The following is a 24,139-nucleotide window of genomic DNA, read 5'->3' as shown; positions in this document are numbered from 1 at the left end:
CGCAACGACAAAGCGAGGCAAACACAGAGCGGGCACTCCGGAGTTGAGTGCCCGCTTGTTGCATTATTGCACGACTAGCAGCATTCGGGTCGGGAAATCCGTTTGGTCGGCGGTGAGCTATAGTCGTTTCTTTTAGTCGTTGTGAGTCATGCTCAGTCGTTGCTCAGTTGCTTAGTCGTTGTTTTTGATCGTTGTTTAGTCATTGTTAATCGTTGCTATTCATTATTCGTTGTTCATGGTTACTTGTTAATGGATAGTTGTTAATGGTTAGCCCTTGCTCGTTGTTCCTAACCGTTGCTAACCCCCCGCCGCTGGTCAGCCAGCTGTTTCAGTTTCGCCACGACCGTATGAGGAGCAGTCGACGATCCCATCATCGCGTGAAACGGCTCTTCGCCGCGCCATCCATGAAAATCCGATCCGCCCGTCGCGATCAGATCGTTCTCCTCTGTCATCTGGAGATACCGCTCCACTTCATCCTGATCGTTGTCCGGGTGCCACACCTCGATCCCGTCCAGCCCGTATCTCACCAGCTCGTGTACCAGGTTGTCGTCGTCATACAATCCCGGATGGGCCAAGACAGCCACACCCCCAGCCTGCTTGATCAGGTCGATTGCCTGTTGGGGCGAGATGCGCGGCGGATTGACGTACGCCGCTCCGTGTTTTCCCAGGTATTTCTCAAACGCTTCGTCAATGGACTCCACATAGCCTCGCTCCATCATCTCCGCTGCTATATGCGGCCGACCGATATTTTTATCAGGTCCATCCTTTCGTCTGTATACGTCATCCAGTGTGATCTCGACCCCCAACTCCTGCAGTCGGGCGATCAACAGTTTATTCCTCTCATGGCGGGTGTCCCGCAGCTTGGCCAGTTCCGCCTGAAAACCTTGATCTCGATGCGGGATGTAATACCCCAGTACGTGAATGTCCTGTCCGCCAGCCAGCGAGCTGATCTCTACCCCGGGCACTACCTCTATCCCTAACTGTTCACCCGCGGCCAGCGCTTCGTCAATGCCGGCCACCGTGTCATGATCGGTAATGGCGACAGCAGCCAGTCCCGCCTCCTTGGCCAGTCGCACGTTCTCGGCAGGAGCACAAGTTCCATCCGAAGCAGTCGTATGGGAATGCAAGTCTGCTCTCATTTCCCGAGTCATCGTATCCATCTGTCATCCTCCTGAAATATCGAGTCTGAAACAAACTGAGGCTTCATATATTCTAAACAAAAACCGCACCTGTGCAGGTTAGGAGGGTGTTCATGCAGTTGCGAAGCAAAAGCCTGACCGGAGTTGTGCAATCGCTCTCTTTTGTGGATAACATGCTCCGTCAGCAGGGGTTTCGCCGGGGTGGTGAAGAGCACGCCCCACTGTACGACGTCGTCATCTTTGATTCGGCAACCAGCATCTCCTATTATTTACGTATTCCGACCAGTGTCTCGCTGACCTGTGAAGGAACAGGCGAAAAAACGGTAAAAATCGGCCGCCCTTACCTGGAAACCAAACTGCTGGCACACAAAAGCGTGAAAGACCTCATCATCCCCGAGGCCGTGCAGCGAGCAGCGGAGCACAAACTGGCGGAAATCGCTGATTATCTGGCATCCGCCGCCTCTGCAACGCATGAACGTCTGACCTAAGATCGTTCGCTTTTTTGCCACAGCAGGCGGTTGGCGGACAACTGGTACGTGACTCTTTCCTCCCGCAGCATTCCCGACAGATAGCCCATCAATGCCGTCCGATACAAGACATAACTGCTCAAACTGGTGATGTCGATCTTCAGTCGCTCGCAAAGCATCGTCAGGAGATCTTCTGTCGTGGTCCCGTCAGCAGCCAGCAGTTCTTCCAGTCTCTCGTACATGCGGAGGTGATAATCGAGATTGTACTGCATCGTCTGATGCGCCCTGCGCTCATACGGTCCGTGTCCAGGCAAATATCCTGTAAAGTCGGTCTCTAGTAGCCGCCTCAAACTGTTTATCGTATCATATGCATCGACGAGAAAGGGCAGCTTGTGCTTGTCCAGTACATCGGAGCCAAAGTAGCTGTCAGCGGCAAAGCAGATGTCATCTACGACGAGACCGATCTGCTGCCAACTATGGCCGGGCAATGGCAGAATCGTAAAGGAAACGCCCGCAATGGTACATACGCCGTCGTCGGGCAGCACCTGGTCAACACGGGAGGCGGCGGCCAACAGGAACTTGTTGTGCAGTTCGCCGGGTGGCGATGCTCCCATGTTGAGATAGATCGGCTCCAGCAATGGATAGCGCATGACGGCCTCTTCCAGCGGCGGGGCAAACACCGTCGCTTCCGGGTAGGCCCCAAGCAGGTAGGCATTTCCGCCGTAGTGGTCGGCGTGGGCATGCGTCTGTACAATTGCCGTCAGGGATTGGCCCCGCTCGGTCAATCCTTTTTTCACTTTTTTAGCGGTTTGCGAGTCGAGACCGGAATCGATCAAAACAGCCCCGCTCTCCGTTTCAACAAACCCAATATTGACACTGCCGGGGAAGTACCCGACGCGCTCGTTTATCATGATCAATTGATTGGCCACATCCTCTCCCCCTCTCGAATAAGGCGGCCCGCAGCCCTGACCGCAAGCTCGCCACCGGCTCCTCGGAAAGCCACTTTCCGTTAAAATAGGAATCATCTTACCGACCTACTCGTCTAACGGATCGACTCGCCTTACTTATGGACTCGTCTCATCGAATCGCCTTCCCGATCGTTCCTGACGTCATGGCTTCAACACCCTATAACTTCTCCATCATTTGGTTGATTCCTCTCCCTCGCTCGTCATCGTCTCAGCTTGGTACGAATAACGAGGGAACTGTCCCAGTTCACGCAGCGGGGTGTACAAGTCGATCAGAAGGGAGGAAACAACCAGTCCGTACAAGCTGTTGTAATAAAGCGGGAGGTCCGTTTGTTCCATACGCGAATCGTTAGCCCTGCTTTCTGTCATTTTTGTCGGTTTTGGACGATCATTTATATCTATGCATCCTACATCTGGGTTTATCCATCCGTTTCGAACCCTGCAGCGGCAGATCGATTTTTGACTGGCTGGTTTTCTAACTGGTATACTTAGTTGTAACCATCTGTTTTTTCTAACAGATTGGTCTGCCTGTCCCTTACTGCAAACGGCACAGGGACGGACGCCCTATACGCAAGGACGCGCTGTGTCTCGTCTGACTAAAGAGAGAGGTGAATGGCCGATGGGGCAGTGACTTGGGTCGTCCAACTTGTAGAGATGAAACCTGGTTTATTCCTTTTTTGACAATATGTACAGCCGAACTGTTCGCAATGTCATATCATGTTTTACTAGACAGAGCGGCATGGCCCATCATGATCACGTAAAAGTGGAGGTGAATTCTCCTCCTTACCACAAGGATGGAGATCTGATTGGAGAGTATTCCGATAGGGGATATAATGGAGATTATTGCAAATCTGCTGCTGGTGATGTTCCTCGTGTTTTTAAACGGGTTCTTCGTCGCGGCAGAGTTCTCGCTGGTCAAAGTACGTCAAACCCGTCTGGCCCAATTGGTGAGCGAAGGAAACCGCAGAGCAAGGTATGCCCAAAAAGTGACAGACCAACTGGACGCGTATTTGTCAGCCTGTCAATTGGGGATTACCCTCGCATCACTTGGTTTGGGTTGGATCGGTGAGCCGGCGATCGCTAAACTCATTGTTGAACCGCTTTTAGGGAACTTTCAACTTGATTCGACCGTCATCCACACCATCTCATTCGCCATCGCCTTTGGTACGATCACGTTTTTGCACATCGTCATCGGTGAGCTGGGTCCGAAATCAATCGCGATCCAAAAGGCGGAAGATACCTCGCTGTGGGTTGCGGCACCGCTGATGTTTTTCCATAAACTGAGCTATCCGGCCATCTGGCTGTTAAACGGAGCGGCCAACATGATGCTGCGCCGTCTGGGCATCCAACCGGCCAAGGAGCATGAATTGGCTCATACCGAAGAGGAGATTCGTCTGCTGGTGACGCAAAGCCACAAAAGCGGACATATCGACCAGACGGAACTGGTGCTGGTGGACAACGTATTCGATTTTTCGGAACGACTCGCCCGCGAGATCATGATTCCGCGGATCGATATCGTTTGTCTATATGAAAACAACAGCTACCAAGATAACTTGGATATTATTCGCGATTCACGCCACTCTCGTTATCCCGTGGCATTGGGTGATAAAGACCGCATTACCGGCTTTGTGCACGCTTCCGACTTTTATTTGTCGGCCCTGACCAACGGTGAGGTTGACGTGAAGCGCATTTTGCGACCTGTCTTGACGGTGCCTGAGTCGATGGAAGTGAGTCATGTTCTGCGCTTGATGCAAAAGCGTCGCTCACAGCTCGCCATCGTCATCGATGAATACGGCGGTACTGCAGGGCTGCTCACGATGGAAGATATCCTGGAGGAGATTGTCGGCGATATTCAGGATGAATTCGATGAAAATGTACGCCCGGATATAGAAGAAAGCTCCAACAATGTTTTGTCTGTGTCAGGGAAAACGCTGCTGAACGAGCTGAGTGACTATATCCCGATTGAGATACACTCGGATGAAGTAGATACGATCGCCGGTTGGCTCTACAGTCAGTTAAACGAAGAAGTGGCAGAAGGCAAATCGGTACGATACGAAAATTACCAGTTCACCATCACCGAACTGGAAAATCACCGGATCAACCGGGTCGGTATCACGTCGATCGAACCGGAAGATCAGTCTAAAGACGAAGAAGATATCTTGATGCAAGCATAGCGATTGCCCCTCTCTCAGTGGGAGGGGCTCGCTTTTTTCTATCCTTATCCTATACAGATCCTAGTAAACTTGGAGTGAACGATGTTTTGCGTGTTGCACAAATTGACGACCAGATCATCTGCTTGCGCGAAGATGCCTATCAACATATTCCGGAGTGGCGAATTCTGGCTGCACAAGGAAAAGTGATCTGCCCGAAATGCCGTGACAGGCTCTCCCTCGTCGCCGGAATCAGTGACGAGCCGCGCTTTATCCATCACCAGCGGTCCCATGCTAATTGTCAGGCCGAGCTGGTAGAGGAAGAATCGCTGGATCGCAGCTACGGCACCCCGGCTGATCAATCTTTGTCGCAAACGGAGACAGCAGCCGCTGCTGAGACGGAGGACGCCCCTCTTCTTGCCGAAAACGATGCCATCTCGGTTAGAAGCCGGTTCCAGCTGCCAAAAAACCGGGTGATCCACACCGAGCCAGCCGTTTCAGCGACTGCGGACAGGGCAGATCAGGCGAAGCGGTTCCGCCGCCGGCTCTCCCCCCGTACCGGGGTGGTCGCTCTTACCAACAAGCTGGACGATACATTTCATCCCCAACAGCGCCAGGCGATCACAACCACCGAGGGGCCTCTGCTGATTCTGGCAGGGGCGGGAAGCGGCAAAACCCGGGTGATGACCGCGCGAACAGCCCATCTGATCCAGCATAAGGGCATCGATCCGCGTTCGATCATGGTCGTCACCTTTACAACCAAAGCAGCGGACGAGATTCGCCGGCGGCTGGCTGAAAAGCTCTCGGTACAGCAAGCAAAAGCACTGGTTGCCGGTACGTTTCACGGGTTGTTTTATCGGATGCTGCTGCATCATGATCCCCGCTCCTGGGACCAACGTCGGCTGCTCAAGCAGGATTGGCAGAAGGCACGACTGCTGCGAGAAAGCGGTTTGCTCTCCTCATCCGACACGATTATGAGTGAAGCCGAAGTGCTGGCAGCGTTGGCTGTAATCAGCCGCTGGAAAAATGAGTGCATTCTGCCGGACAGCCTGGGGAGCCTTTCACCTGTCAGCGATGAGGAAGCGCGTGCTCGCGACTTGTACCCGCTGTATGCACAGGCAAAACAGCGCAGCGGCTGGTTTGACTTTGACGACATGCTGCTTGGCTGTTATCATCTGCTGCGGGACCACCCGGCGATTCGCAACCAGTACCAACAACGGATCGCCTACATCATGATCGACGAATTCCAGGATATCAATCGGGTGCAGTACGAGACGGTCAAGCTGCTGGCCAGTCCGCAGAACAACCTGTGTGTGATCGGTGACGACGATCAATCGATTTACGGCTTTCGCGGCAGCGACCCACAGTATATCCTGGGTTTTACCCGCGATTACCCGGAAGCCAAAACGATCACGCTGGAAGTGAATTACCGCTCTCGTTCCCTGATCGTCAGTCTGGGCTACTCGCTCATCGGCAACAACCGCACCCGCTGGAAAAAAGAATTGCAGGGATATCACCAGGAAGAAGGAAACTGCATCCTTTTTCAACCGGAGGACGAGGAGGAACAAGCTGCCCGCATCGTTGACGAAATCAGTTCGCTTGCCCAAAAGGGTGTGCCGCTTGAGGAGATAGCTATCCTGTTTCGCACCTATGATTCGAGCCGTCCTCTCTTGGAACGCTTGATGCAAGCGGAGATTCCGGTCTCTTTTATCCGGGAGGGAGAGCCGTTTTATCAGCGTCAGGCAGTCCGCTGGGCACTCGGCTATCTGCGCTTAGCACTGGATCACGATGACCAGGACGCACTGCGAGAGATTCTCCAGACCCTGTACATCTCCGCTGATCAATGGAACCTGATCCGCAGCCAGGCCATCCTCCATGATACATCTCTGCTGGATGTACTGCCGACGTTGCAGCACTTGAAACCATACCAGCGCAAGCAGTTGGAACGAGTGGTCTCTGTCCTGCACCAACTGCCTGCCCTCTCCCCCAAGCAGGCGTTGGAACTGGTATACGAGGACCTGAAGCTTCGTGAGTACGTGAAAAAAAGAGCCAAGGATCGTGCTGCGGGGGAAGATGCTCGGGCGGTGGATGAACTGCGCCAACTGTTGTCAGCCGCAAAGCGACACGCCACACTTGGCGCCTTTCTTCGCCACCTGGAACAGATGGCCAAGTGGGAAAAAGAGCTGCCCGCCTCCTATGGGAATTCTGCCCAGGTGCAGGCTGTCCAATTGATCAGCATTCATCGGGCCAAAGGACTTGAGTTTGACAATGTCTTTCTGCTCGATCTGGTGGAAGGTGTGCTCCCCCACGAATACGCGATCGACCAACTGCGCAGCGGCAATCCGGACGCACTCGAGGAGGAACGACGGCTGTTGTACGTAGCGATTACCCGTGCCCGCCACAATCTCTACCTGGGCGTTCCCCACGAGCGATTCGGCCGTCAGACCAAGGTATCGCGATTCGTTAGAGAGATGGAACAAACGCCTCCATCATCTGAGCCATGACGACGCTGGGAGTCGCACAAATGGAGAGGATGTCGCATTACCATCATGCCACGCGACATAAAGCCACACATACATAGTGACAAAATCCGGCCACAACAGTAGCCGACTCGTAAAGAGGGCTTCGCCCCGGATATTGATCGATTCACGCGCGCTGGATCAATCTTCGGAACGAAGCCCAATGTGTTTATCGTATGCCTCATAAATTGCCCGGGTAATGACGGCAGCTGACCGACCGCCATAGCCTCCTTCGGGAACGATCACCGCAACGGCCAGTTTCGGGTCGTCCGCAGGTGCAAAAGACATGATCACGCCGTTGGTGATCCGCCCGTATTTCCGCCACCTGGTCTTCTCTTTCCCTGTTTTCTCATCGTGATAGGACTCTGGAACGTAGATATCCTGTTCAGAAGTACCTGTCTTGGCTGCTACTTGGTAGGGGAGTCCGGCAAACGCGTTGACCGCCGTACCACCTGGACGTGTCACCAGCACCATGCCCTCATGCAGAATATCCCAGTAGCGATCAGGCTGCTCTATCGTATTGATTACCTCCGGTTGAAAATCCCGCACCGTCTCACCATGCTCGTCGGCCAGGCGATCGACGATCTGCGGCTTTAACCGCTTCCCTTTATTGGCGACCGTAGCTACATACTGGGCGAGCTGAATGGCGGTCGTTCGCACCTGCTGGCCGAATGATGCCTGGACCATGGCAGCCAGTGGACCGTACTGCTCATCCATCACCAGGAAATCCTCCGTGCCATCACTCTCTCCAGGAAGATCAATCCCGGTACGCACGCCAAGACCAAATGCATGATAGTAGCTCTGGAGCACGGCAGATGCTTTGTCTCCTTCCCGATCAGCCAGCCGTTCGCCGATCCGGGCCATATAGGTGTTGGACGACTTTTGGATCGCCCTCTCCGGACTGAGCAGCCCGTATGCATGGCCGCCATCGTTGCGTATGCGGTCTGATCCCTTGCCATAGTGATACACTCCTGAATCCATCCACCTGTCGTCAGGAGTGATCAACTGCTCGCTCAATCCCAACATGACGGTTAGCGGTTTGACTACTGAACCGGCAGGCACAATCGATTTGGGATGCTTGTAATTCTCCTCGACGGCTGCTTGACCCGTCTTGGGTCGAACATCGTATGGTGCTTCTCTGATCGTGCCATTGGTTACGGCGTATTGGATCTGTTCATAGGTGGCCTGATCCGGGCCGTCAACCCAAACATTAGGATCGTACTCGGGGTAGCTGACCATGGCCACCACTTTCCCTGTTTCCACTTCCATGGCCACCGCGTACGCCCCTTTCGCATTGGCTGCATCTGGAATCGTACGCCGCAGTTGTGGCAGGAACTCTTTGATATAGTCCCGCACCTGAAGCTGTACACGCTCGTCAATGGTTAGATACACATCATTTCCTCGCTTGGGAGGTACCTCTTTTACCTGTTGGAGAGCCGTTTGATCCGCCCCCACCAGATAAAGCCGATACCCATTTTCTCCTCGCAGTTCTTCCTCGTAGCTCCGTTCCACGCCGTCCAGGCCGACCATCTGATTGGGCAAATACGTTTCTTTTTGCTCGTGGTAAAAGTCGAGGCCAAGTTGGTCTGCGACGTAAAAAGGACGCACATATCCCACAGCCTGTACGGCTACCTGCTCGGAATCGTACACTCGTACCGGTCTGGTCACAGCACTGACACCCGGCAGTTCACTGCGATGCTCGGCCAGATAAGCGATTTCCTGAGAGGAAAGATCTCGCTTCAACTCTTTTTCCACATACTTCGGTGTGAGTCTGGCCGTCTCTACTAGCTGTCCCTCTTCGTATGCGTAGCCGACATCCATTCGTTTCAACAACGTAGCCTTATCCATGCCGCTCAGAACAGGTTCCAGCTTCTCGGCCAGGAGGAGGTAATCCGCTTTGCTCATCTCCTCACTTTCTCGGAACACAGCGACAAAAGATGCGCGATTGTGGGCGATCAGGCGGCCGTTCCGGTCGTAGATGTTGCCTCTGGCAGCCGGAATCGGTTCGGTCTGGTAGGATCTCTCCGCGGTTACCTTGGCATACTCACTTCCTTCGAAGATTTGGATGTTGGCCAGCCGCAGGATAATCAGTGAAAACGCCAAAAACACCAGCAGCAGCACGATGTTCAAGCGGACAGCCGTCTTCGCTCTCTCTTTCTCCTTTATCTCTTGATTCACCATTTCCACACCTTACTGGTTTATTGCAGTGATTGTGTAAAAATCTGCTTTATCTTTTTATCCAGATAATGACTACCGCCGCGTCCCCGTACGTCTTCGATCATCATCGCCACCAACAGACGCGGCGAGTCAGTGTTAAACACGACATACCAGCCATTTTCCTGCCCTGCTTCTCCCTTGCGCTGCTTTAGTTCTGCCGTGCCTGTCTTACCAGCGAGTCGGATACCGGGGGGTTTGGCAGCCCGCCCTGTACCGCGAGGATGTTCCATGACCTCGATCAGGTAGTTTTTCACTCGTTCTGCGACATCGGACGGGATTACGTCCTGTTTCCAATATCTGGATGAATTTTCCTCATCGGCAAGCAGCCGCGGCTTGACTATGCTCCCCTCGTTGGCAAAAGCGGAATAGGCCAGAGCCAGGTGCAGAGGTGTCATCGTCACTTCTCCTTGACCATAGCCGGAATCAGCCAGTTGGATCTCGCTATTGATCCCGTCGTTGGCGTTTTGCGATGTTTCCAGCGGATAGACAAACGGGAGCTTTTCACCCAACCCGAACCGTCTGGCTTCCTGTACAAACGTCTCGCTGCCAATATCCAGAGCCGACTGCGCAAAATAGATGTTGTCGGAATAGATGAGTGCCGTCTTCAGTGTGACCGGTTGATGCGGATCGGTTACCCGTGTCACGTAGTAGTTCCCCCACGAACGATCTTTGCGCCACGTAAGACCGGTAATCTTCCGCTTTTGGTCTGGTGTGATCTCCTTTGCATTCAGCCCGATTGCCGCCGTAATCGCTTTAAAGGTGGAGCCAGGTGCATACGCTTGGCTGAAGCGGTTAAGCAGCGGTCTGTTGGGGTCTTCCTGCCATTCTTTCCACTGTTCCGGGCTGACTCCCCGAATAAAGGCATTGGGGTCATAAGAAGGCGAACTGACCAAGGCAAGCACATCGCCTGTGCGAGGATCGATTGCGGCTGCCGTACCGGCATCATGTTTAACCTGCTCAAAGATGTTTTGCTGCAACTCGGCATCAATCGTCAGGGTGATCGTCTTCCCGTTGACCGGCAGTTGTTCCCGAAGTACTTTTTTGAATCTGCCCAGGGAATCTATTATATGAATGCGACCGCCGGGGCTTCCCCGCAGTTCCTCTTCCATGATTTGTTCCAGTCCACGCTTGCCCACTACATCACTTGGCTGGTAGCCTTTTGGGCGGAGAATCTCCAGCTCTTCCGCGTTGATGGGGCCGATATAGCCGATCAGATGGGCGGCTGCCTCCCCATATGGATAAGATCGCACCTGCTCCGTGCGGAGGATTACCCCTTTTCGCTCTTGTAATAAATGGAGCCGCTGATCGTCTTTCGGCAGTGTGGCAATCTCGACAAAATGTTCGGGCTTTACCCATGGCTCGTTTATTGCTTTCTTGATCTGCTCTGTGGTTACTCCGGCCAAGCGGGCGATCGCTTCTTGCTCTTCCGGCGAGTTTTGCTGATAATCCTGCGGTTTTACCCCGACCTTGATCGCCTGCTGATACGTTGCCAGCGGCCGACCATTCCGGTCAAGGATGCTGCCGCGAGTCGGCTCCAGGGTCTCTACGCGGACCTTGTCGTCACCCTCCAGACCAGGCAAGATCATCGTCGGCTTCCAGTCGACATACCAGCCTTCCCGGCCATCCCGCTTTTCTTTTTTAACCATGGCCCGGTCCGTAAAGGTAAGCGGCCCGACAAAGGTGTTCATTTTGACCAGATACTGAATCCGCACGACGTCTTCTTCAGACGCTGTCTCTGCCTCTCCCTGCCGGAAAGCTGCCGTGATCTTCAGGTCGCGGGCAACAATTCCTCCGTATATGTTCTGATACCGTTCGATGAATTGCTCCTCCGTAATCTGCTGCTTAGACTCCTCGGTTAGCTGCTCGTACATCTCTGCAAACCGCATCTTCTCCCAGTCGGTCAGGTACTGCTCGAATTGCTCTTGGGCAGAAGGTATCTCTTCGCTGCAGCCCGCCACCAAACTCGTCAGCAGCAGTCCGATCAGACATAGTACCTTCTTCATGCTCTTCACCCTCCCTGCACGCGAAAACATGCGACGTATTCCACTCCCTTACAGTAAGGGAATCCCCTTTTGCAAGGAATGGATGCAAGCTCACATTTCGCTCACAGGTGGATGATAAAATGCTAATAGTTTGATGATACGATTACAAATCGAGCATGTACCCGTATCTAGGTATGGTCCTGATTCGTTGGCCATGTTGGCCCAGTTTTTTGCGCAGACGGTAGACGAGCGCACTGATTTCGTCTTTCCCAACGTCAGGGATCGGGACGTTTGGATCGGCAGCCCGCTCTGGCCAGATCTGGCACTTGATTTCTTCATAGTCGACCGCTTGGTTGGCCCGTTGATACAACAGGAGCAGCAAATCCATATCTTTTCCCGACAGATACAAGGGCATCCCGTCGAGCAGGATCTCCCGCCGCTCCAGATGAATGACCAGCCAGGCAGCAGGCCATTCCTGTTCCACCACAGCAGGAGGAAGCTTCATCTCTTGAGTAATGCCCGATTCACCGGAGGAAGTGGTCAGAAGATTGTTGAAGGAAAGCACGACTGCTCCCTTGGCCAGCGTAATCCGATCCCCGTCTTGCAGCAAGCGGGGGGTGTCGGACAAGGCGACGCCGTTCACTTCCGTACCGTGTTTGCTCCGCAAATCGGTAATCTGGTACTCATTTCCCAGACGGCTGATAACCGCATGTTGTCTGGAAATAAACTGGCTGGAAAAGGCGATTTCCGGTTGATTGTGCTGCCAGCTTCTCCCGATCCGGTACTCTTGCCGGGTCAGGTAGATCACGCTGCGATCCTGTCCCGGATCACCTTTTTCGATCACCAGATATACCCCTTTTTCCATCAATTGTGATCACTCCGACCCTGTAAAATCGTATCAAAAATGACGAAAGCAAAAGAATTGGCGCAATTGCCAAAAGGCCCGGTCGTCCCGGGCGGCCTGCTGTCATGTGCCATAATGTTATGCGCGATCGGCTTCGTCCGAACTGCCCTCCGCTCGATCGTCATCCTCACAGATAGAACGGGAACCGCCGCGCAGGATGCGATCCTGTCTCCCCATATGCAGCAGCAGTTCTTCATGTGTAATAATGACAGGGAACAAGGAAAACTCCCTCCTATGGCGTTTTCACTCATCCTGCCTTGGGAGGGAGTCATTTATACATCTGGTGTGGGGGGCGCTCCCTGAACCCACCCCTTACACCTACTGGATGCTGTTAGCGACCCATGATGCTGTAGCCGGCATCAACATGAATAATCTCACCAGTAATGCCCCGCGACAGTTGACTGAACAAAAAGAGTGCAGTATCGCCTACTTCAGACTGATCAACCGTGCGACGGAGCGGCGCTTTTTCCTCGATTTCCTTCAGCATGCTGTTAAAGTTGCGCACGCCTTTAGCTGCCAACGTGCGAATCGGTCCGGCCGATATGGCATTCACCCGGATCTGATCTTTGCCCAGATCGCTGGCCAGATAGCGCATACTGGCGTCAAGTGCTGCCTTTGCCACTCCCATCACGTTGTAGTTGGGCACCACTCGCTCTCCTCCCAGATAGGTAAGGGTGACGATGCTGCCGCCCTCCGTCATCAACTGGCGAGCTTCTCTGGCGACCGCCACCAGCGAATAGGCGCTGATGTCCTGAGCCAGTGCGTAACCGTCCCGCGACGTGTTGACGAATTCGCCCTCCAGCTCTTCTGTCTTGGCAAAGGCAATGCAATGGGCGACACCGTGCAGGACGCCCACTTTTTCTTTGATCTCGCCAAATGCCTGGACAATATCCTCATCTTTGGTTACATCACAAGGGATCAGGATCTGTTCCGGCTGGTCCAAGGTCGCAGCCAACTCGGCTACTTTGTCGCGCAGCCGCTCTCCTTGATAAGTGAAAATCAGATTGGCGCCCGCTCTGGACAGCGATTGCGCAATTCCCCATGCGATGCTGCGGTGGTTGGCAACACCCATAATTAAAATGTTTTTCCCTTTCATCAAGGTATTCATTATGTATCGGCCCCTTTATCAAATCTTTCCTTCGCCATTATATCCTATCTTCCCCTCAGTGACGAGAGCTTGACCGGTAGAAAAAAAAGAAAACAGGGTAAAGACGCCGTTGTTGGCTCATTCACCCTGCTGCATGGCACTGTCCAGCTTTTCTACGGGGGCAGTGGAGGCATTCTCATCGAAAACCCAGCCCGATTCTGATGGATTTAACGCGGTTCCTTGGGCGGGCAGTTCCGCCTGCATATGCGTGAGACCTTCCTGCCGAACGTTTTGCCTTTCGTTCGCGCCTGGCATAGGCTCCCTCCTTTTCAGCTGTTTCTTATGTAGTGTGGGAGTTGTGGCGACATCTTATACATGTGGATGGAAGCGAAGCACCAACGAAAGCAGCATGTACAGGAGAACCCCTCCGACAAAGAAGAGATGAAGCCGGGGCTGTCCGCTCTGCAGGACAAACGGCACCAGATGACTTAACGATACGTATAGGAAGATGCCGGTTGTCAGCGCGAGCACGATCTGCAGCCGCTCAGGTGTGATCCACGTTCCTGCCGCGATCATACCCCACGCTCCGACAAGGGTGGCCATGCCAAGTGCCCCGGTACCCAACAGCGCCTTGATTTTGTTGTTGGTTGACACCAGCAGCAGGGAAGCAACCGTGATCCCGTCAGGCAGTTTATGCAGAATCATCGCAGCAAGCAGGGTTACTCCCAACGAGGGATCGACACGAAAACTGGCAACCAGCGACACTCCCTCTAAAAAGGAATGAATCAAAAAACCTGCCATCAGACCGGCTACCCGAACCTGCTGCGGCTGATTCTGATGAAGCAGCGCATCTGTAGCAAACAACAGCAGAAAGCCCAACAGCACAACAGCCATGTAAGCAGAGTGTCCATGCCCAATACTGCGGGGCAGCAGATCAAGTGTGGTCAACGCTGTTAAGAGACCTGCTCCGACGCTCACCATCGCGTACAGGGTGTGCGCCGACCAATTGGAGCGGATCACCAGCATCAGCCCGCCAGCCCAGCTGGCAAGAGCAGCCAACAGGAGGAAAAACGGCATGGAAAGGTTTGCTGACCCCATAGTAAGCCCCTTTTCTTCCAGGTTTTGCGGACAACTTCCTTGTCATTGTACGCGCTTGCTCGATGCAATATGAACCTTATCGGCCACAAAATAGCAGAAACCTGATCCACTAGCCTGCTTTTGTCGAATCATCCTGCCACCTGTTGCTGCAATGAATGGACACCATCTTCTGCGACGGAAAACCCGATTTGCACGCCCTGTTACCGCAAAAGATGACAAAATCCGATCACCTGTCCAACCATCCCGAATAACCATTTTTTTTTAGAACCTTTGTCGATTCCCTTTTGCCGGGAAAAATCGGTGCTATAATGGCCACATACCACACTGGAAACCTGCAAAGGAGTGATGGCGATGAGTCTCGACGTACAAGTCTGGATGGCTTCCAAAGAAGTGGCAGAACGCTTGGGTGTACAAGTCCGTACCCTCCGTAACTGGTTGGAGATGTTTGTCCCGGTAACAGAGCGGCAAAAAAATGCACAGGGACACTACATGATCAGCGAACAAGGATACCTCCTGCTAAAAGAAGTGAAGGAGCGCAAAGATGGGGGGAATGCCTCCTTGCTCGATATCAAGCAGGAGCTAATCGCAGAGGGATTGCTATCGGAGGACAAGCTGTCACTGGAAGAAACAGCGGCGGCATCTGCGGAAGGAGCGCCACAGGCAGACGTCCATCATCCCTCGCTTGTAACCGCTTTTCGTGAGGTGGAAGTAGCTGTACAAGATACGCTCTGCCGTTTTCAAATGGAGCTGGCTCAACTGTCTACACTGCAGCAGACACAGACGACCATCCTCAAAAAAATCGCCGATATTGAAGAAATGCAGGAATCGCTCCGCTTGGAACTACGCCGTGTGACTTTTGAAATGGATCTGATGCAGCAGCGGCTCACCAAGCGCAAACACCGCCAAGATCGATATCAATCCCGCTTCTCCCTTAATCCGCTGCGCTGGTTTGGCAGTAATGAGCGGGCTACACAGTAATCACTATCGAAGCTGAAGTACACCCCCTCCCCTATCGTCTACCGGGCAGCTTGCCCGATAAAGACCCTTATCTGGGTCTTTTTCTGTTGGATCGGGCAGGATTTGATCCGGATCGGCTAGATTTTCCTGCTAATCGGAGCGTACCACCGCTCACCCTCTGAGGCGACGGGTCAGCTCTCCTTGACCGTTTTGACCTTCTTTCCAGAAAGATGGTAAAAATGACTGAGTGAATTTTTATCAAGTGAACAGGAGTGATGTGCAGAAATGTGTGGAATTTGCGGTGTGCTCTCCTTTGACCAGGACGTGGAATCAGAGGACACACTGACACAAATGTTGCGCCAAATGGAGGGACGAGGGCCGGACGATCACGGCATGCATATCGTACCCGGTACCGCCCTTGGCCACCGCCGACTCAGCATCATCGATCTCAGTCAAGCAGGGCATCAGCCGATGATTGATCCCGAGCTGGGGTTGGCGATCACCTACAATGGTGAAATCTACAACTACCGGCAGTTAAAAGACGAATTGCTCCAATACGGCTATACGTTCCGGACGGGAAGCGACACAGAAGTCCTCTTAAAGGCATACGCCCACTGGGGAGAACGATTCGTCGAAAAACTGTACGGGATGTACGCTTTTTGTCTTCACGATCAAAAACAACGGCGCTGGCTGTTGGCCCGCGACCGATTAGGGATTAAACCACTCTACTACGTGGATAAACCGAATAAACTCTCTTTTGCCTCTTCTATTCAAGCACTGCTTGCCGCCAGGCAGTTTCAGCCAGACCTCGCTCCACAAGCCCTTCATTACTATTTATCGTTTCATGCTGTCGTTCCCGCCCCGATGACCATTTTCCGGGAAGTAAAAAAGCTGGAGCCCGGAACCTATCTGATGATTGAAGAAGATGGGCGCAGGCGTCAGGAACGCTACTGGCAGCTCAACTACTCTCCCCAACCAGACGTGACGGAAGAAGAGTGGGTCGATCGACTGCTGAGCGTTCTTCGAGCAAGTGTCAAACGCCGTCTCGTAAGCGACGTGCCGGTAGGCGCCCTGCTAAGCGGCGGCCTTGACTCCAGTCTGATCGTCGCCCTGATGCGAGAGGAACTGGATGATGTTCGCACCTACTCGATCGGATTTGAAGATGTGGAGAGCGAGGAAGGAAATGAGTTCGTCTACAGTGACCTGGTCGCCCAAACATTTGCCACCGAACACCAGAAGATCTTTGTAGACTCTAGGCAGCTGCTCACAGAAATCCGCTCTTGTGTCAGAGCGATGGCCGAGCCTCAAGTGAGTCACGACGCTGTCGGCTTCTATCTCCTCTCCCGTGAAGTGAGCAAGCGGACGAAAGTGGTGTTAAGCGGGCAAGGAGCAGACGAAGTGTTTGCCGGGTACCACTGGTATCCCAAGATGCAGGAGCAAGCAGACCCGCTGTCTGCCTATCAGGCGGCCTTCTTTGATCGCAGCCATACGGAGGTACAGGAGGCCCTCACTCCACCTTACCACGCGGAAAACGTCTCGGAATTGTTTGTGAAGGAACACTTTTCCCAGCCGGGAGCGGACGACCCAGTCGACAAGGCCTTGCGTCTGGACACGGGCGTGATGCTGGTGGAAGACCCGGTCAAGCGTGTCGACAACATGACGATGGCTTGGGGACTGGAGGCTCGCGTACCGTTCCTCGATCACGAGGTGGTTGAGTTGGCTGCGGCCATCCCTTCCCGCTTCAAGCTGGACAACGGCGGAAAAGGAATATTGAAAAAAGCGGCGGAACGCTGCCTGCCCCACGACGTGATCTATCGCAAAAAGGGATACTTTCCTGTCCCTGCTCTAAAGTATCTGCAAGGGGAATATCATCAGTTTGCATGCGATGTACTGCTGTCTGATACGGCGAGAGAGCGCCGGCTGTTTGATCGGGATTATGTGGAGAAAATGCTAAAAGACCCTGACGACCACATCACCATTCTGGGAGGGAGCAAACTGTGGCAACTCACCTTGCTGGACTACTGGCTCCAACAGATCGGAGCATAAATCCGTATCCGACATCGCTGATCAGTTGGCAGCAGACGCCGACGCATCTGGCATCCCGCTTGAAACCGGAGGTAGCGGTTGACTGTGGCTGGGGCAATCTGATCTACGGACAGACGTTTTCCTCACACGATCAAATCATTGAACTGTTCAGACAAGAGTCGGAGAGTCGACGTGACATCGCCATGTATGTCTACGATCCTCACATCATGGTAGCAAAAGCGTCCGATCTTTTGTTTATCGATCCATCGATCACCTACCGTCTGTGGCTTCATCCCGGCATCTCCCAGCTGCGGCAGTCCAAAAAGTTCCGCATGCGCTTGCTGCAAAACAAGATGGATGCCTATGCTACCAACAAGCTGTATCTGGAGTGCGGAATGGTTCCAAGTGACCCGGACACCATCTACGATAATCAGCGAACAAGCCGCTTTGTCTACTATGTGGCGGAAGACAGCAAGACAGGGGAAGTGGTCGGCAGCGTGATGGGCGTCGATCATAAAGCGGCATTTGGCGACCCCGACAACGGGGCAAGTCTCTGGTCGCTTGCGGTCGCCAAACCTTACAGGGCATGGGGCATCGGCAAAAGCCTGGTGCAGCAGCTTTCCCTGCATTATCTGACACGCGGCAGAGATTATCTCGACTTGTCCGTGCTCTACGACAACAAAAAAGCGATCCGCCTCTACGAATCGCTTGGCTTCTGCCGGGTACCCGTATACGCCGTGAAGCGGCGGAATCAGTTGAACCGCCACTTGTACGAAGGGGGGCGCTGACCGGTTTGAACGTGTATGCAAGCATTTTGATCGAAGAAGCAAAGCGACGAGGCATCCAGGTCTCGATCCTGGATGAAGCGCTTGGCTTGTTTCGCCTCAGCTACGAGGGAGAAGCGGTTACCTGCCGTGAATCGCTGACGGACCGCACTTCCGCGATCGCCTACATGCGCTGTGACGACAAACGGCTGACCCATGCCGTGCTGCAGAGAGCAGGTATCCGCGTTCCCCGCCAGCAGTCCTATCGCAATCATCTTGCAGCCAGCCGATTCCTGCGTGAATGCGAGGCATTGGTCGTGAAGCCGCTGCGGGGCGAACAAGGAAGAGGGATCACCGTTGACATACGCACGGATGCCGAACTCCGACAGGCAGTCCGCTACGCCAGTGAGCACTGTGACGACGTACTGCTGGAAGAGTACGTGGACGGACGGGATACGCGGATCATCGTGATTGATCACCGCTTTGTCGCTGCGATTGAACGAACGCCGGCCTCCGTCACCGGTGACGGCAAGCGGACGATCCAGCAGTTGATCCAGGAAAAAAACGAGCTGTTGGCCGAGCAGACCGCTGGGGAGTCGCGCATCCCCTGGGACAGTGAAACAGTTCGGGTGCTGGCCGCACAAGGACGGGACCCAGATGACGTTCTCGCCCCTGGCGCCACCCTCCCGGTCCGAAAGACAGCCAATTACCATACCGGGGGTACCATACGCGACGTCACCGAACAGATTTCGCCATACCTGCGTGAAATCGCGAAGCGAGCCAGTCTCGCATTGGAAATCCCTGTTGTAGGTTTTGATTTTCTGATCCGGGGCAACGATGAGGATAAAGAAGATTACGTCGTCATTGAAGCAAATGAGCGCCCCGGCCTAGCCAATCACGAACCGCAGCCTACCGCCCGTATTTTCATAGATTTTCTTTTTCCTTCGACCAGAGAAATTGTGTAAACTGTTGAGAGGGGCACCAAACGGTGCTCCCCTCTACTTTTTCCGGCCTGAAAGGAGTTTTCTTGATGTTTTTCTCTTTTCTGCTCGTCTTCACCATTCAGATCAGCTACATGACGCTCTACACGATGCGGATGATCTTTATGATGAGAGGGCTGCGCTATGCAGCTGCAGGCATCAGTTTTGCCGAAGTCGGCGTCTATCTGATAGGGCTCGGCATCGTACTCAACAACCTGGAGGATCCGTGGAACTTGTTCGCCTACTGTGCCGGCTTTGCCAGCGGGATTCTCGTCGGCAGCAAGATCGAGGAGCGTCTGGCGCTAGGGTACGTCACAGTAAAAGTAATCGCCCCTTCTCCCGACGACCCCAATGAACGGCCTGACTTTCATCTGGCAGACGAGCTTAGAAAAGCGGGCTTCGGAGTAACCAGTTGGCTCGGACAAGGACGGGATGGCAAACGCCTTGTCATGGAGATCCTCACGAAGCGTACCAATCAGGCCAAACTCATGGAACTCATCATCACATGGGAACCGCGGGCTTTCGTCATCTCGCATGAGCCCAGCAGTTTCAAGGGCGGTTTCTGGGTGAAACAAATCCGACCCTAAACAGTTAAGCGGACCTTTCGTCGCGAAAGGTCCGCTTTCTTCTCCTGCTTGCTATGCTGCTATTGGCCGATTGCTTATCGATTGTTGATTGCTTCCTCCTGCCGTTCGGCAGCAATCTCTTCAATCGCCGACTCGTCAACGGTCTCGCTTTTTGCCGCACTCTTCTGCAGGCTGCGATTCCGCATCAGCAGACCCAGACCCACAACAGCTGCTACAACCAGAACGTTAAAGCCGTAGATCATCCACTGCGAACCGAGGAAGTCGTGCACCATCTTTTCATGCGTGATCATCTGTGCCGCCGTCCACGCGAGAATCCCGGCACCAATGTACACGATCCACGGGAATCGTTCCATCCCTTTGAGGATGAGGTGACTGCCCCAAATCATGATGGGCACGCTGATCAACAGACCGATAATGATCAGGGTCATGTCTCCTTTGGCAGCGCCAGCGATCGCCAACACGTTATCCAGCCCCATCAGGATATCCGCCATCACGATCGTCTTGATGGCCTGCATCAAGTTCTCTCCCGGCTTGATATCCTTCTTTTCCTCTTCGTCTACCAGCAGTTTGAACGAAATCCAGACCAGGAGCAGTCCGCCTATCAGATAGAGATAAGGGATCTCCAGCAGTTTGGCCGCCACAAATGTGGCCAGCACGCGTACCCCAATGGCTGCACCTGTCCCCCACAAAATCGCTTTTTTCTTCTGTTCTGCCGGCAGCTTGCGGCTGGCCAGTGCGATCACCACGGCGTTATCCCCGCCGAGCACGATGTCGATCGCGATGATCAAAAGCAGTGCACTCAAAAACTCCATTTCGAACATGTTACTCCCACTCCTCTCTGCACATCTCTTTGATTGTCCGCCAGTGCTTCGGACAAACTGCGAGTTTCCTGCAGGCGAGAAGTCAATAGAAAAAGACCCTCACCTACGTGGTTACATAGGCAAAGGTCTTGCTAACAACGACATGTCCGTTGCCAACAAAGCCGAGGACGCACTGTGTCCTGTGAATGACGACTTTGCTGTAAAAGCTACTCCCCTTTGATAAAACAAACAACCATATATAACGTGCTACTCATATCGTACTCTGAGCCGATAGTTGTTGTCAACCTCGTAATTCAAGTATCATGGAAACGAGGAGGGTTGTCAATTGAAGAAAACGTTTATCCTGGAGGCGGTGATGCTGGCTGTGTACGGTGAACTGCTGGCACCGCCTGAACCGGTCGAATACATGATTCCACTCTCAACCATATACGAACTGGAAGAGATTCTGCACAGCCCTGAGCCGATCATGCTGGACCGAGAAGAGGACCAGCATGTTCGGACCATCATCTCCCAGATGATCAGTTACTTTTCCGATCCCTTTGCGCGCAAAAAACTGCAAAAAGGATTGGTTGCCCCTTGGTCAACCGTCTCTTTTCCCTATCATAATGAGGTGACACTCACGGTGTTGAAGGCAGAAGATACGGCCTACTGGGGGGATACGTTCGACCCAGTGGAAACGGAGCTCCTGCTGTCGGCGATGCGCTGGGAGGTACCGCTGTTGACCGATCAGATTGATTTGCAAAGCCGGATGATTGTACAGCAGGTACCGGTACAATTCTACGACATTGACGACTTCACTTTTGCCGTAGAAGAAGGGATCTCATTGGAAGATTTGCGTGGGTAGGCAAGGGTTGGCTGTTTTTCCTATAGAAATTGGCTCTTTTATTTCCGGACAGAACATCTTATAGTGAGGAAATACCAAACTGCGGAAAAGGGAGCAAAGTGATGGGACGTAAGACAAAATACATCTCCGTATTGCATCAACTGCGCTACCAAATCCTAAGCGGCGAGTGGCCAATTGGCTCTACATTGCCACCTGAGCGAAAACTGGCAGAACAATTAGGAGTGAGTCGAAACACGGTAGTGCGCGCCTATAGCGAGCTGGAAGCGGAAGGATTGATCGCCGGCCGTATGGGCAGCGGCCGTTTCGTCCAGCCGCTCGCTCCTCTGCCGACGGTGAACGGAATCGATTGGCGCAAAAGACTGGATGAATACCAGCACACTTCCGGTCCGTCTCACATGGCGGATCTGCTGTCAATCAGCTCGCCCCACAATCAGGTGATCAACTTTACACACGGGGACGGAGGCAAGCAGACATTAGCTTCATCCGGCTTCCCCCATTTTTTGAAACAAACAGCCGATCGGATTGAATCATACTATTTCCTGCCGATCAACGGCCATCCGGAGCTACGCGAATGGATCGTCTCCTGGATGGATGTGGAGCAAATATCCTCTGCTGAGCAGGTCGTCATCACCAGCGGTTCACAGGAGGCACTGCAGCTGGCCGCCACCCTTTTGGCGAAGCCAGGTGATTCGATTGCCGTGGAGATGCCGACGTACTTTGGCGCCCTGCAATTGTTCGAGTCACTCGGATTGCGGATTATCCCGATACCACTTGATCCGGAGGGCATGCGGGTAGACGTTCTGGAGGGAGTATTGACCCGGTACAGCCCACGCTTCGTCTATACTGTGCCTACGTTCCACAATCCCACCGGATACACGCTTTCACTGGAAAGGCGGCAGCGGCTGATCCAGTTAAGTGAGCAGTACAACCTGCCGATAATCGAAGATGACGCTTATCGTCATCTCCACCTGTACGAAGAACCGCCTGTCTCGTTGAAGTCGCTCGATCAGACCGGCAATGTCATCTATATCAACTCGTTTTCCAAAGTGCTGTTTCCTGGGCTGAGGCTTGGCTGGATAGCCGCCACACGATCTTTTATCCGGCACATCTCCCGCCTGAAAGAACAGTCCATCACAACCAATACGTATGGTCAACTGGCCTTGCTTTCATTTCTACAGGAGGGAGCCCTTCTGCCTCATCTGGAGCGGGCACGCTCGCTGTACCGCTGTCAAGCGGAACTGATGGGCCATCACCTGAAGCAGCTGCAGCCGTACGGACTTTCCTTTGAGCAGCCGAACGGGGGATTTTACTACTGGGTCTCGCTGCCGCAAGGGACCGATGCTCGGGATGTGCTGCGGCAATGCATGTCACAGGGTGTTTCCTTTGCAGTAGGGGACATGTTTTTGACACGCGAAGCAGTCCAACCGTTTATCCGACTCTGCTTTAGTCATGAACCAAAAGAGAATATTGAGGCCGGTATGGCGATTCTGACAGCCGAGTTGAAGAAACGAAAGGAGCTCGTATCATGAAACAGACAGAGAAGGCCAGACCATCCTATCGCCAAGGAATGATCGATGCTCTGCCGATCACGATCAGTATTGTGCTGTTCGGCGCAATCTTCGGGATGCTTTGTCTGCAAGTAGGACTCACACCATGGCAGAGTGTGGCCATGTCGCTCATGGTCTATGCAGGTTCAGCCCAGTTCACCGCTCTTTCCATGCTGGGGGAACAAGCTAGCTTGTGGGCCATTGTGCTGGCAACCTTTTTGCTCAATTCCCGCCACTTCTTGATGGGGCTGTCGATGTCTGTGCACTATCAGCGCTTCTCGGCCAAACAGACCAATCTGCTCGCTTTTTTTCTGACCGACGAGCAGTACGCCATCACGCTGAATCGGTTTCGGCATCACCGAAGCGATATCGGCTACATCGTTGCCGTCAGTTTGCTGCTCTACACCGCTTGGAGTGTGGGCACACTGATCGGTACGCTGGCTGGTCGCTGGATTCCCGATCCAGACTCGCTTGGGCTCGGGTTCAGCTTCACCGCGATGTTTATCGCACTCGCATACTACCAGCTTACTTCTGCCTTGCGCATCTTCACCTTTTTCTTATGTGGAACAGCCGCTGTCGCACTCGCCCAAGTCCTGCCTAACGGACTGCACCTGCTGGCCGCCGGGATTGTCGCCTTCTTAATCGGTTATCTGGTGCCTCAGACAAAAACGGATACGGCTGACGAAGAACAGCAGGTAGAGGAGGGAATCGCATGACAGTGGAAGGTACGCTCCTGCTCTACCTCGGTATGGCCGCGGTCACGTACGTGAGCCGTCGGGCTTTTCTTCGGCTGCCAAGCCGCTTTTTTTCACCACAGCTAAAGAACGGGTTGTCGTTCATCCCGATTGGCATTTTTGCGGCACTTATTTTCCCATCGCTATTTCTCGCGGACGGTCAATTCGTGATTCAGCCGCTGTACCTGGTCGCCAGTCTCGTTTGTCTGCTCCTAATGGCCGTCACCCGCAACGTATTCGTCAGCTTTTTCCTCAGCCTGCTGCTGGTTGTGCTTGTCTCACTTGGGCTGCTGCCTTTTCCCTGGTGAGGATGTGAATGCGGAACAGGTTTCTTGATCGCCCCAAGCGGGAA

General features: G+C 53.5%; 23 protein-coding genes. 12 read left to right on the top strand and 11 right to left on the bottom strand.

Features of this window, described 5'->3' with window-relative positions:
- Positions 1-287: 287 nt before the first annotated feature.
- On the bottom strand, positions 288-1,151 hold the full coding sequence (locus LOK74_RS04095) for a PHP domain-containing protein (protein ID WP_230046903.1): 864 nt from the start codon (positions 1,149-1,151) through the stop codon (positions 288-290).
- Between the two features lie 101 nt (positions 1,152-1,252).
- Here LOK74_RS04095 and LOK74_RS04090 point away from each other — a divergent pair, with 101 nt between their 5' ends.
- Positions 1,253-1,627 carry a hypothetical protein gene (locus tag LOK74_RS04090; RefSeq protein WP_230045329.1) on the top strand — a complete coding sequence of 125 codons (375 nt, stop codon included), beginning with the start codon at positions 1,253-1,255 and terminating at the stop codon, positions 1,625-1,627.
- On the opposite strand, the gene LOK74_RS04085 is transcribed toward LOK74_RS04090, so the two are convergent.
- The gene (locus LOK74_RS04085) at positions 1,624-2,535 is read right to left on the bottom strand and encodes an MBL fold metallo-hydrolase (protein WP_338148640.1); all 912 of its coding nucleotides are present in this window, start codon (positions 2,533-2,535) and stop codon (positions 1,624-1,626) included. The genes LOK74_RS04090 and LOK74_RS04085 overlap by 4 nt on opposite strands.
- Positions 2,536-2,745: 210 nt before the next feature.
- A complete protein-coding gene (locus LOK74_RS04080; RefSeq protein WP_230045328.1) occupies positions 2,746-2,910 on the bottom strand; it encodes a hypothetical protein in 165 nt (54 codons plus the stop codon).
- Between the two features lie 494 nt (positions 2,911-3,404).
- Between LOK74_RS04080 and LOK74_RS04075 the strand changes: the two genes are divergently transcribed.
- Both LOK74_RS04075 and LOK74_RS04070 read left to right on the top strand, forming a co-directional pair.
- The gene (locus tag LOK74_RS04075; protein ID WP_230045327.1) at positions 3,405-4,745 is read left to right on the top strand and encodes a hemolysin family protein; all 1,341 of its coding nucleotides are present in this window, start codon (positions 3,405-3,407) and stop codon (positions 4,743-4,745) included.
- A gap of 86 nt (positions 4,746-4,831) precedes the next feature.
- The gene (locus tag LOK74_RS04070) at positions 4,832-7,225 is read left to right on the top strand and encodes an ATP-dependent helicase (RefSeq protein WP_230045326.1); all 2,394 of its coding nucleotides are present in this window, start codon (positions 4,832-4,834) and stop codon (positions 7,223-7,225) included.
- A 156-nt stretch (positions 7,226-7,381) separates the two neighbouring features.
- Here LOK74_RS04070 and LOK74_RS04065 read toward each other — a convergent pair whose 3' ends face one another.
- The 7 genes from LOK74_RS04065 to LOK74_RS04035 form a co-directional block, all read right to left on the bottom strand.
- Entirely contained in the window at positions 7,382-9,421 is a 2,040-nt protein-coding gene (locus LOK74_RS04065) for a peptidoglycan D,D-transpeptidase FtsI family protein (RefSeq protein WP_230045325.1), read from the bottom strand.
- A gap of 17 nt (positions 9,422-9,438) precedes the next feature.
- Complete coding sequence (locus LOK74_RS04060; protein WP_230045324.1) at positions 9,439-11,460, bottom strand: penicillin-binding transpeptidase domain-containing protein; 2,022 nt, start codon at positions 11,458-11,460, stop codon at positions 9,439-9,441.
- 142 nt (positions 11,461-11,602) lie between these two features.
- Positions 11,603-12,304 carry an FHA domain-containing protein gene (locus LOK74_RS04055; RefSeq protein WP_230045323.1) on the bottom strand — a complete coding sequence of 234 codons (702 nt, stop codon included), beginning with the start codon at positions 12,302-12,304 and terminating at the stop codon, positions 11,603-11,605.
- Between the two features lie 117 nt (positions 12,305-12,421).
- On the bottom strand, positions 12,422-12,562 hold the full coding sequence (locus LOK74_RS04050; RefSeq protein ID WP_230045322.1) for a hypothetical protein: 141 nt from the start codon (positions 12,560-12,562) through the stop codon (positions 12,422-12,424).
- A gap of 112 nt (positions 12,563-12,674) precedes the next feature.
- Entirely contained in the window at positions 12,675-13,451 is a 777-nt protein-coding gene (fabI, locus tag LOK74_RS04045; RefSeq protein WP_230045321.1) for an enoyl-ACP reductase FabI, read from the bottom strand.
- Positions 13,452-13,568: 117 nt separating this feature from the next.
- A complete protein-coding gene (locus tag LOK74_RS04040) occupies positions 13,569-13,745 on the bottom strand; it encodes a hypothetical protein (RefSeq protein ID WP_230045320.1) in 177 nt (58 codons plus the stop codon).
- 54 nt (positions 13,746-13,799) lie between these two features.
- A complete protein-coding gene (locus tag LOK74_RS04035) occupies positions 13,800-14,528 on the bottom strand; it encodes a ZIP family metal transporter (RefSeq protein ID WP_230045319.1) in 729 nt (242 codons plus the stop codon).
- A gap of 351 nt (positions 14,529-14,879) precedes the next feature.
- Between LOK74_RS04035 and LOK74_RS04030 the strand changes: the two genes are divergently transcribed.
- From LOK74_RS04030 to LOK74_RS04010, 5 genes are all read left to right on the top strand, one after another.
- Positions 14,880-15,506 (top strand): MerR family transcriptional regulator, encoded by a 627-nt coding sequence (locus LOK74_RS04030; protein ID WP_230045318.1) that lies wholly within the window; start codon positions 14,880-14,882, stop codon positions 15,504-15,506.
- Positions 15,507-15,770: 264 nt separating this feature from the next.
- Complete coding sequence (locus LOK74_RS04025) at positions 15,771-17,531, top strand: N-acetylglutaminylglutamine amidotransferase (RefSeq protein WP_230045317.1); 1,761 nt, start codon at positions 15,771-15,773, stop codon at positions 17,529-17,531.
- Complete coding sequence (locus LOK74_RS04020; protein WP_230045316.1) at positions 17,483-18,298, top strand: GNAT family N-acetyltransferase; 816 nt, start codon at positions 17,483-17,485, stop codon at positions 18,296-18,298. The genes LOK74_RS04025 and LOK74_RS04020 overlap by 49 nt, the downstream gene beginning before the upstream one ends.
- Positions 18,299-18,309: 11 nt before the next feature.
- Positions 18,310-19,239, top strand: coding sequence for an ATP-grasp domain-containing protein (locus LOK74_RS04015; protein WP_230046901.1), 930 nt, complete (start codon positions 18,310-18,312; stop codon positions 19,237-19,239).
- 65 nt (positions 19,240-19,304) lie between these two features.
- Positions 19,305-19,841 carry a DUF2179 domain-containing protein gene (locus LOK74_RS04010; RefSeq protein ID WP_230045315.1) on the top strand — a complete coding sequence of 179 codons (537 nt, stop codon included), beginning with the start codon at positions 19,305-19,307 and terminating at the stop codon, positions 19,839-19,841.
- 74 nt (positions 19,842-19,915) lie between these two features.
- Here the strand turns inward: LOK74_RS04010 and LOK74_RS04005 are convergent, their stop codons facing one another.
- Complete coding sequence (locus LOK74_RS04005; RefSeq protein WP_230045314.1) at positions 19,916-20,662, bottom strand: TerC family protein; 747 nt, start codon at positions 20,660-20,662, stop codon at positions 19,916-19,918.
- 325 nt (positions 20,663-20,987) lie between these two features.
- Between LOK74_RS04005 and LOK74_RS04000 the strand changes: the two genes are divergently transcribed.
- The 4 genes from LOK74_RS04000 to LOK74_RS03985 all read left to right on the top strand — a co-directional run bounded on the left by LOK74_RS04000 (position 20,988) and on the right by LOK74_RS03985 (position 24,095).
- Positions 20,988-21,506: an ADP-heptose synthase gene (locus LOK74_RS04000; protein WP_230045313.1), complete on the top strand. Its 519-nt coding sequence runs from the start codon at positions 20,988-20,990 to the stop codon at positions 21,504-21,506.
- A 101-nt stretch (positions 21,507-21,607) separates the two neighbouring features.
- Complete coding sequence (gene pdxR / locus LOK74_RS03995) at positions 21,608-23,035, top strand: MocR-like pyridoxine biosynthesis transcription factor PdxR (protein ID WP_230045312.1); 1,428 nt, start codon at positions 21,608-21,610, stop codon at positions 23,033-23,035.
- A complete protein-coding gene (locus LOK74_RS03990; RefSeq protein ID WP_230045311.1) occupies positions 23,032-23,769 on the top strand; it encodes an AzlC family ABC transporter permease in 738 nt (245 codons plus the stop codon). The genes pdxR and LOK74_RS03990 overlap by 4 nt, the downstream gene beginning before the upstream one ends.
- On the top strand, positions 23,766-24,095 hold the full coding sequence (locus tag LOK74_RS03985) for an AzlD domain-containing protein (RefSeq protein ID WP_230045310.1): 330 nt from the start codon (positions 23,766-23,768) through the stop codon (positions 24,093-24,095). Before LOK74_RS03990 ends, LOK74_RS03985 begins: the two co-directional genes overlap by 4 nt.
- Positions 24,096-24,139: the final 44 nt, after the last annotated feature.

The sequence above is a fragment of the Brevibacillus humidisoli genome (genome assembly GCF_020923435.1).
Lineage (GTDB): Bacteria > Bacillota > Bacilli > Brevibacillales > Brevibacillaceae > Brevibacillus_E > Brevibacillus_E humidisoli.
Note: the sequence above shows the minus strand (reverse complement) of the source record. Positions and strands in the feature narration are given on the sequence as shown.

Coding starts and splice junctions, on each gene's coding strand:
- LOK74_RS03985 (WP_230045310.1), top strand. CDS start 23,766: ATGACAGTGGAAGGTACGCTCCTGCTCTACCTCGGTATGGCCGCGGTC.
- LOK74_RS04080 (WP_230045328.1), bottom strand. CDS start 2,910: ATGGAACAAACGGACCTCCCGCTTTATTACAACAGCTTGTACGGACTG.
- LOK74_RS04075 (WP_230045327.1), top strand. CDS start 3,405: ATGGAGATTATTGCAAATCTGCTGCTGGTGATGTTCCTCGTGTTTTTA.
- LOK74_RS04025 (WP_230045317.1), top strand. CDS start 15,771: ATGTGTGGAATTTGCGGTGTGCTCTCCTTTGACCAGGACGTGGAATCA.
- LOK74_RS04060 (WP_230045324.1), bottom strand. CDS start 11,460: ATGAAGAAGGTACTATGTCTGATCGGACTGCTGCTGACGAGTTTGGTG.
- LOK74_RS04030 (WP_230045318.1), top strand. CDS start 14,880: ATGAGTCTCGACGTACAAGTCTGGATGGCTTCCAAAGAAGTGGCAGAA.
- pdxR (WP_230045312.1), top strand. CDS start 21,608: ATGGGACGTAAGACAAAATACATCTCCGTATTGCATCAACTGCGCTAC.
- LOK74_RS04005 (WP_230045314.1), bottom strand. CDS start 20,662: ATGTTCGAAATGGAGTTTTTGAGTGCACTGCTTTTGATCATCGCGATC.
- LOK74_RS04035 (WP_230045319.1), bottom strand. CDS start 14,528: ATGGGGTCAGCAAACCTTTCCATGCCGTTTTTCCTCCTGTTGGCTGCT.
- LOK74_RS03990 (WP_230045311.1), top strand. CDS start 23,032: ATGAAACAGACAGAGAAGGCCAGACCATCCTATCGCCAAGGAATGATC.
- LOK74_RS04040 (WP_230045320.1), bottom strand. CDS start 13,745: ATGCCAGGCGCGAACGAAAGGCAAAACGTTCGGCAGGAAGGTCTCACG.
- LOK74_RS04065 (WP_230045325.1), bottom strand. CDS start 9,421: ATGGTGAATCAAGAGATAAAGGAGAAAGAGAGAGCGAAGACGGCTGTC.
- fabI (WP_230045321.1), bottom strand. CDS start 13,451: ATGAATACCTTGATGAAAGGGAAAAACATTTTAATTATGGGTGTTGCC.
- LOK74_RS04055 (WP_230045323.1), bottom strand. CDS start 12,304: ATGGAAAAAGGGGTATATCTGGTGATCGAAAAAGGTGATCCGGGACAG.
- LOK74_RS04010 (WP_230045315.1), top strand. CDS start 19,305: ATGTTTTTCTCTTTTCTGCTCGTCTTCACCATTCAGATCAGCTACATG.
- LOK74_RS04090 (WP_230045329.1), top strand. CDS start 1,253: ATGCAGTTGCGAAGCAAAAGCCTGACCGGAGTTGTGCAATCGCTCTCT.
- LOK74_RS04095 (WP_230046903.1), bottom strand. CDS start 1,151: ATGACTCGGGAAATGAGAGCAGACTTGCATTCCCATACGACTGCTTCG.